1 tRNA gene and 2 rRNA genes are annotated in these 1,817 nt (G+C 50.1%); all 3 read right to left on the minus strand.

Annotation, left to right across the window (positions count from 1 at the left end):
- Positions 1–919: ribosomal RNA gene (locus PG896_RS20845) — 23S ribosomal RNA — on the minus strand; the annotation flags it as partial.
- 235 nt (positions 920–1,154) lie between these two features.
- A tRNA-Glu gene (locus PG896_RS20850) sits at positions 1,155–1,230 on the minus strand.
- A 275-nt stretch (positions 1,231–1,505) separates the two neighbouring features.
- Positions 1,506–1,817 (minus strand): 16S ribosomal RNA (locus PG896_RS20855); the annotation flags it as partial.

Below are 1,817 nucleotides of genomic sequence, written 5' to 3' on the forward strand. Positions count from 1 at the left end.
TACTTACTGGTATTCGGAGTTTGCATGGGGTTGGTAAGTCGGGATGACCCCCTAGCCCAAACAGTGCTCTACCCCCAGTAGTATTCGTCCGAGGCGCTACCTAAATAGCTTTCGGGGAGAACCAGCTATCTCCGAGTTTGATTGGCCTTTCACCCCCAGCCACAGGTCATCCCCTAACTTTGCAACGTTAGTGGGTTCGGTCCTCCAGTTGATGTTACTCAACCTTCAACCTGCCCATGGCTAGATCACCCGGTTTCGGGTCTACACCTTGCAACTAGACGCCCAGTTAAGACTCGGTTTCCCTACGGCTCCCCTATACGGTTAACCTCGCTACAAAATGTAAGTCGCTGACCCATTATACAAAAGGTACGCAGTCACCCCGAAGGGCTCCCACTGCTTGTACGTACACGGTTTCAGGTTCTATTTCACTCCCCTCACAGGGGTTCTTTTCGCCTTTCCCTCACGGTACTGGTTCACTATCGGTCAGTCAGGAGTATTTAGCCTTGGAGGATGGTCCCCCCATATTCAGACAGGATGTCACGTGTCCCGCCCTACTCGATTTCACATCAAGGTTGTTTTCGTGTACGGGGCTATCACCCTGTATCGCCGGCCTTTCCAGGACCGTTCCACTAACTTCCAAGATGCTTAAGGGCTAATCCCCGTTCGCTCGCCGCTACTGAGGGAATCTCGGTTGATTTCTTTTCCTCGGGGTACTTAGATGTTTCAGTTCTCCCGGTTCGCCTCGCTGCGCTATGTATTCACGTAGCGATACCTAGCTTATGCTAAGTGGGTTTCCCCATTCGGAAATCCGTGAGTCGTAATGTCTCTTACCGACTGCTCACGGCTTATCGCAGGTTAGTACGTCCTTCATCGCCTCTGACTGCCAAGGCATCCACCATGTACGCTTAGTCACTTAACCATACAACCCCAAGAAGTGTCGTCGAAACGGCATTCAAGTTGCTGTACAACAAGGACCAAATAAAATTTGGTTTTCGCCAAGAAGTTTCCAAAGCACTTGTAACAAATGTTTGAGAACTACTTTTTAAATCAGCTTTCCAGATTGTTAAAGAGCATGTTTGCAACGGCACGAGGCCGAAGAAAACAGAGTTAAGAATCAGTTCTTAACTCTGCATTCTTGTTAGCAAGAAGAGAAGTGGCGTCCCCTAGGGGATTCGAACCCCTGTTACCGCCGTGAAAGGGCGGTGTCCTAGGCCTCTAGACGAAGGGGACGAAAATCATGTTTTGCGAAGTAAACTTCGCAATGATTTTCGTAAAGGCGACGCCGAGCCTGCGAGGCTAGCGGCCTTTAGCGCTGTTCGTTGTTATCGCTAACTTTGAATTGGGTAGCAACTTGCGCCGCTATTCACATCCCAACCCAACGAACGGGCTTCTCTCATTCAACCGAAGTTGAATAAGCACTGACGCTTTCGCATCAGGTCTTTGCTCTAACTACTTTGAATCAAGGCAATCTGTGTGAACACTCAACAACTTCGTCATCATTAAGGTAAGGAGGTGATCCAACCCCAGGTTCCCCTAGGGTTACCTTGTTACGACTTCACCCCAGTCATGAATCACACCGTGGTAAACGCCCTCCCGAAGGTTAAGCTATCTACTTCTGGTGCAACCCACTCCCATGGTGTGACGGGCGGTGTGTACAAGGCCCGGGAACGTATTCACCGCAACATTCTGATTTGCGATTACTAGCGATTCCGACTTCATGGAGTCGAGTTGCAGACTCCAATCCGGACTACGACGCGCTTTTTGGGATTCGCTCACTATCGCTAGCTTGCAGCCCTCTGTACGCGCCATTGTAGCAC

This window comes from Aeromonas sp. QDB30 (genome assembly GCF_027707645.1).
Taxonomy (GTDB): Bacteria; Pseudomonadota; Gammaproteobacteria; order Enterobacterales; family Aeromonadaceae; genus Aeromonas; species Aeromonas caviae.